Below are 6,651 nucleotides of genomic sequence, written 5' to 3' on the forward strand. Positions count from 1 at the left end.
TGCACAAACGAGATTATCGGAACGCGATTCGCAGTGACGGAAGAGCCAGCCATCGGATGGAGTCTTGGCTCGATACTCTCCTTCCTCAATGAGTTTTTTGACCTCTGCGAGCGTTATAGAACGTTTGGCCATCGATTCAATAGCATGATTAGTCAGCCATACTTTCCGGCTGAACCGATGGCTTTCAAAACATTCACTCATTGCAAGCAGGCTCCTCGGCAAGCAGGCTCCTCGTGCGACCGCTGTAGTGTGCCGAAAAACAGAACAAGACAACAGCCTATCGAGCGACGAATTTTTGGCAGCCAACCCTTAGACAGCCGACGCCGCTGTTTGCCGTTCCCGATCAAATCCGCCTCCGCAGCGGGTGATCTCCCCCACGGCCTGTGCATTTCGAACGAGTGCAGCTAGCTCTGATCGACCCTAGCGCAGTTTACTCGCGGGTACGTCGATCAGCGATTCGCAGCGTTCGCCTGAGGCGCCGGTTGGATACCGTTCGAGCACGGCAACGCTTGCCGCCATCGGCGCAACGCAGATCGAGCTGAGCTTGGCTGCGATATTGCTTACCAGTTGAACCGATCCGAGATCCCTTGCGAACAGACGGAGGTCGTTCAAGTGAGCAGCGAGCGACGAACAGTCAGTGAGCTTCGAACACTGGATAAATTCATCTCACTGCTGCGCGAGTGTGGCGATGCGATCGCGCTCATCGAGCTCGAGCGCGAGCAGCGTCGCGACTGGAGTGCCGCATCACTGGCCGAACAGGCGGAGCGCCTGGCCGCCGGGCTCCGCTCTGAAGGGCTCGAGGCCGGTAGCCGTGTCCTGCTCTATGCGCCGAACTCGCCACAGTGGATCATCGCCTGCCTCGCCATCATCAGCGCCGGGGCCATTCCAGTGCCGGTCGATAGCCAGCTCGGCGAGCGCGACCTGGCTCATATCGCCGCCAACAGCGGCGCGCGCTGGGCCTTTACCACCGCGCGGCTGGCGAACAAGCTCCAGCAGGCCGCCGAGACGCAGCCAACGCTCGTCCTGCTCGATCGCGATGAGCGTAATGAGGGTAACGACACTGACGGCACCGATCGCGCTGATGAGCGCAATCAGGGCGCAGATACCAGCGACGACGCCAACGCCGATGCCGATGCCCGACCCGCTGGCGCCCATTCAATCGCCAGATTGCTACAGAAGACGCCTAATGAGGCGCCTGACACCGCATCCGACGCCGGCGAGCATCCGGACCCGTCCGCCGAAGCGGTGCTGTTCTACACGTCCGGCACCTCCGGGCCGCCCAAGGGCGTCCCGCTGACCCATGACAACCTGCTGTCGAACCTCAAGGCGATCCTGAGCCAGGACATCGTCAATCCCAATGATCGCCTGCTGCTGCCGCTGCCTCTTCACCACGTCTACCCGTTCTCGCTCGGGATGCTGGCGCCACTGGCACTCGGGATCAGGATCATCCTGCCCTACTCGCTGACCGGCCCGCAGCTGGTGCGCGCACTGAAGGAAGGCGAGGCCACGACAATGCTCGGCATCCCGCGGCTCTACTCGGCGCTGCTGGATGCCATCGATCGGCGCGTTGCTGGGGCTGGGCGCCTGGCAAGCAACGCCTTTTCGGGCCTGCTGAGCGCGTTGGTCGTCCTGCGGCGGCGGACCGGCATCGGTCTCGGCGCAGCGTTGCTGGCACCGCTGCGTCGTCGGGTGGCGCCGCAGCTGAGATTACTCACCGCCGGCGGTGCCGCCTTAGATCCCGAGGTCGCCGAGCGGCTCGACGCGCTCGGCTGGCAGATCGCGACCGGCTACGGCCTCACCGAGACCTCACCGATCCTGACCTTCCTGGCCCCACCCGCCCGGCGCTTCGACAGCGCTGGACGCGCTTTGCCTGGTGTTGAACTGCGAATCGGTCAGGCTCAAAGCGAGATCCATACTCAAGGTGAGATCCAAGCCAAGGGGCCAAATATCTTCAGCGGCTATCTCGATCTCCCCGAGAAGACCACCGAGGTCTTCAGCGACGACGGTTGGCTGCGCACCGGTGACCTGGGCCATCTCGATGCGCAGGGCTGGCTCCATATCAGCGGCCGCGCATCGGCCCGGATCGTGCTCGCCGGCGGCGAGAACATCGACCCCGAGCGCATCGAGGCCCGTCTCGAGCACTGCCCGTCGGTACGCGAGGTCGGGGTGCTCGGCCACGAAGGTCGGCTCGCGGCGGTCATCGTCCCGGAAGCCGAGGCCACTCGCGATCAGGATCAAGACCGTCTGCGACAGCAGATCAGCGACGAGATCGCCGCTGCATCGCGTGATCTAGCGACTACTCAGCAGATCGACAGCCTGCGGCTCGACCGCTCGCCACTGCCACGCACCCGACTCGGCAAGCTGCGTCGCCCGCGTCTCGCCGAGCGTTTCAAGGCACTCTCCGAAGGTGCTGAGACGGCGCCTGAGCCGGGGCTGGCGCCCTTTGACGAGCTTGCGCCGGAGGACCGGCAGTTGCTCGAGGACCCAGCTGCCGATCGCGTCTGGCGCTGGCTTGGGGAGCGTTTCTCGGACCGTCCGATCACTCCGGATACCGATCTCAGCCTCGACCTCGGCGTGGACTCGCTGGAATGGGTGGATCTGACCTTGGACCTACAGCAGCAGGCCGGACTAGCGCTCGATGAGGAGGCCATCGGTCGCATCGAGCGCGTGCGCGACCTGCTGCAGGAGGCGGTCGAGGCCGAGCAGACGCGGGTCTCCGGCGCCAATCTGGTCGAACGGCTGCAGGACCCTGCCGCTCAGCTCGACGAAACCCAGCGACGGCGCTTATCGCCACCGCCGACGGCGTTACGCTGGCTCGCGACGCTGCTGCATGGGATGGTGGGCTGGCTCCTGCGCGGGCCGTTGCGGCTGCGTGCCCAGGGTGTCGAGCAGATCCCAGCGACAGGCCCCTGCCTGCTGACCCCGAACCATCTCAGCGCCGTCGACCCGGGCGCGATCCTGGCCGTGCTCAGTGGCTCACGCCGCCGCACGACCTGCTGGGGTGGCGCTAGCGGCCTGCTGTTCAGGCGACCCTGGATGCGGCTGCTGAGCCGTATCATGCGTGTGCTGCCGGTCGACCCCGGCGCAAATCCGCTGACCAGTCTCGCGCTCGGCGCCGCCGCACTCGAGCAGGGCTGCATGCTGATCTGGTTCCCCGAGGGCCAGCGCTCACCGAACGGGGAGCTGCAGCCGTTTCGCTCCGGTGTTGGCTCGCTGGCCCTGGCCAGAAAGGTGCCGATCCTGCCCGTGCATCTCAGTGGCACCCGTGAGGCGCTGCCGCCCCGCTCACTGCGGCTCCGGCTACATCCGGTCGAGCTGCGGGTCGGCGCCCCAGTCGACGCCGAGACGCTCGCGCGAGAAGGCCAGGGAGACGACGATGCCGAGCGCATCGCCAATGCGCTTCAGGAGCGCGTCCGCGGCCTAGGCGCCAACTCCGACGAGGCCTAACCCCAGCAATCGCAAGGACGGTCGCCGTTCGGCGCAGTCTCAGCTTCCGCGGTTGGCTGAGCGTTGGACAAAGACCAGGGTCAACGACTAAGAAGCGCGCGCCCGATCCCTGCCCCAAGAGACCTAAGGGTCAGTGTGCCTGATGGCATACAAACTGCTTGATCCGAGCGATCCGATTATGCCGGCCCCAAACCAGAACCGAGAGAGCACCACCTCGACCCCGATGACCAATCTCTACCAAAAGCCGCCGGAGACAGCACTCGAGCAGTTCGACGGCGATACCGACAACGGCCTCTCCGAGGCTGAGGTTCATGAGCGACGCGAGCAGTATGGCCGCAATGCGCTGCGCCAGACGCGCTCGCGCCCGGGCTGGCGCATCCTGATCGACCAGCTCGCCAGCATCGTCGTGCTGCTGTTGCTGGCGGCCTCTGGCGCCGCCCTGCTGTTCGGCCAGGTCATCGAGGCCATTGCGATCGGTGCCGCGATCCTGGTCAATACCCTCATCGGCTTCGCGATGGAGCTACGCGCGACCCGCGCCATGGAAGCCCTGCAGCGCATGGGCAAGACCCAGGCGCGGGTACTGCGTGAGGGCCACAGCCGCGAGATCCCGGCCGATGAGCTGGTGCCCGGCGACATCGTGCTGCTCGATGCTGGCGACCTGGTACCGGCCGATCTGCGCCTGCTCGAGGCGAATCGGCTGCAATGCGATGAGGCCGCGCTGACCGGCGAGTCGGTGCCGGTCGACAAGCGGATCGAGGCGATTGAGTCCGCATCGGAAGAAGCGCCGCAGGACAAGGAAGCGGCGAAGACGAAAGAGACCGGCAAAGCGCTGCCGCTCGGCGAGCGCTACAACATGGCCTACAAGGGCACCGCGGTGACCCAGGGCTCGGGCAGCGGGGTAGTCGTCGCCACCGGCATGGAGACCGAGCTCGGCCACATCTCGGATCTGGTCGCGCAGGCCGAGCAGTCGACGACCCCGCTGGAAAAACGCCTTGATCGCCTCGGCCGGCGCCTGATCTGGCTGACGCTGGCGATTGCGGTGGTGGTCGCTGGGGCGGGACTGGTCGCAGGCAAGGATCTGTTCGTGATGCTGGAGACCGCCATCGCGCTGGCGATCGCGGCGGTGCCCGAGGGACTACCCGTGGTCGCGACCCTGGCCCTGGCTCAGGGCATGCGCCAGATGGCGCGTCGCAACGCGGTGGTGAAACGGCTCTCGGCGGTGGAGACGCTCGGTGCCGCGAGCCTGATCTTCACCGACAAGACCGGCACCCTCACCGAGAACCGGATGGTGCTGGCACAGCTCGCCCTCGAGCAAGGCACCCTGCGCTTCGAGCGCCCAGGCCAGACGACGAGACAAGCGACCGAAGGCCGCAGTCAAGACGAAAACAGCCGTCACGACGAAGGCGGCCGTCGAGACGAGCGCCATCGTGGAGGCAGAGCGAGCCATCGTGAAGACAGAGACATTGATCCTGAACGTAACCCTGACAGTGACAACGGCGAAGCCAGAGCCGACGCCCGGATCACGCTCGACGGCGAGCCGCTAGATCTGGCCTATGAGCCGGCCGCTCGCGCTGCACTCGAGACCGGCGCCCTTTGCAACAACGCCGAGCTCGGAAGCCAAGCAATAGCTGACGATTCCGATGCGCTCGCAGACGCTGGCGGCGACGCCAATGCATCCGCTGGCGGGAATGCGATAGCCGAGGCTAGCGACGATTCCAAGACTAACGCCAACGCAAATACCAAGGCCGATGCTGGCGGCAACGCCAAAGACGATTCCGACTCGGACTCCAACGACAACGCCGACACCGATGCCGTTTCCAACGCCACTGGCGACCCCACCGAGGTCTCCCTGCTGGAAGCCGCAGCACTCGCCGGCCTGCATCGCCCCGAACTGCTCGAGCGGTGGCCCGAGCAGCGCGAGATCAGCTTCGATTCCGACCTGAAGATGATGGCGACCGTGCACCGAAGCGATGACGGCTTCCGCATCGCGGTCAAGGGCGCGCCGGAATCGGTGCTCGATGTCTGCGACCAGGTCCTGACCGCAGACGGCGAGACCGGGCTTGACGATGAGGCGCGCGAGCAATGGCAGCAGCGCAGCGAGGCACTCGCCGCCGACGGACTGCGCGTGCTCGCGCTGGCACAACGCCAAGCCGAGCATGAAGACGAAGACCCCTATCAACGGCTGACGCTGCTCGGCCTCGCTGGCCTCTACGACCCACCCCGCCAGGGCATCCAGGACGTGATCGCGGCCTGCCAACAGGCCGGCATTCGGATCGTGATGGGCACCGGCGACCATGCCGCAACCGCGCAGGCCATCGCCGCCGAGATCGGCATCGCCGGCAGCGACGAGCCAGCGATCGAAGGCGCGCGGCTGGACAAGCTCGAGCAGCTCGATCCCGACGAGCGCCGTGAGCTGCTCGAGCGCTCGGTGTTCGCGCGCATCAGCCCCGAGGAAAAGCTGCAGCTCATCGACCTCTATCAGGAGGCCGGCTGGATCGTTGGCATGACCGGTGATGGGGTCAACGACGCCCCGGCGCTGAAGAAGGCCGACATCGGTATCGCCATGGGTCAGCGTGGCACCGAGGTCGCGCGCGAGGCCTCAGACATGGTGCTCAAGGACGATGCCTTCGCGACCCTGGTCGCAGCCATCGAGCACGGCCGGACCATCTTCACTAACATCCGCCGCTTCATCGTCTACCTACTCTCCGGCAATCTGGCCGAGATCATGGCGGGATCGGCAGCGGCGCGGGGGGCCGCGCCCCTCCCCCTGCTGCCGCTGCAGATCCTGGACATCAACTTCGTCTCCGATGTGATGCCCGCCCTCGCGCTCGGCCTCAGTCCGGGCGAGCGCGGCGTGATGCGGCAGCCACCACGCGATCCCAACGAGCCGATCCTAATGCGGCGCCATTGGGGCGCTGTTGGCGGCTATGGCGCGCTGATCGCAGCGACGGTGCTGATCGCCTTCGCCATCGCGCTCGGGCCGATGCAGCTCGATACCGCCCATGCGGTGACCATCGGCTTCTTGACCTTCGGCTTCGCCCGGCTTTGGCATGTGCTGAACATGCGCGGCACCGAGTCGCCGCTGCTACTCAACGAGGTCACACGCAATCGCTATGTCTGGATCGCGATCGCCATCGGCGTCGCGCTGCTGATCGCCGCGACCTACATCGCGCCGCTGGCGGCCATCCTCTCGATCCAGATCCC

General features: G+C 66.0%; 3 protein-coding genes. 2 read left to right on the forward strand and 1 reads right to left on the reverse strand.

What is annotated here, in order from left to right:
- Positions 1–201, reverse strand: a 201-nt coding sequence (locus ACY693_RS12890) for a DUF4258 domain-containing protein (protein ID WP_462322232.1), incomplete at its 3' end; no start/stop codon positions are given.
- Positions 202–612: 411 nt separating this feature from the next.
- On the opposite strand from ACY693_RS12890, the gene ACY693_RS12895 reads away from it, so the two are divergent.
- On the forward strand, positions 613–3,447 hold the full coding sequence (locus tag ACY693_RS12895; protein ID WP_462322233.1) for an AMP-binding protein: 2,835 nt from the start codon (positions 613–615) through the stop codon (positions 3,445–3,447).
- Between the two features lie 142 nt (positions 3,448–3,589).
- The coding region (locus ACY693_RS12900; protein WP_462322234.1) for a cation-translocating P-type ATPase at positions 3,590–6,651 on the forward strand (3,062 nt) is incomplete at its 3' end.

It is taken from the genome of Halochromatium sp., assembly GCF_054919635.1.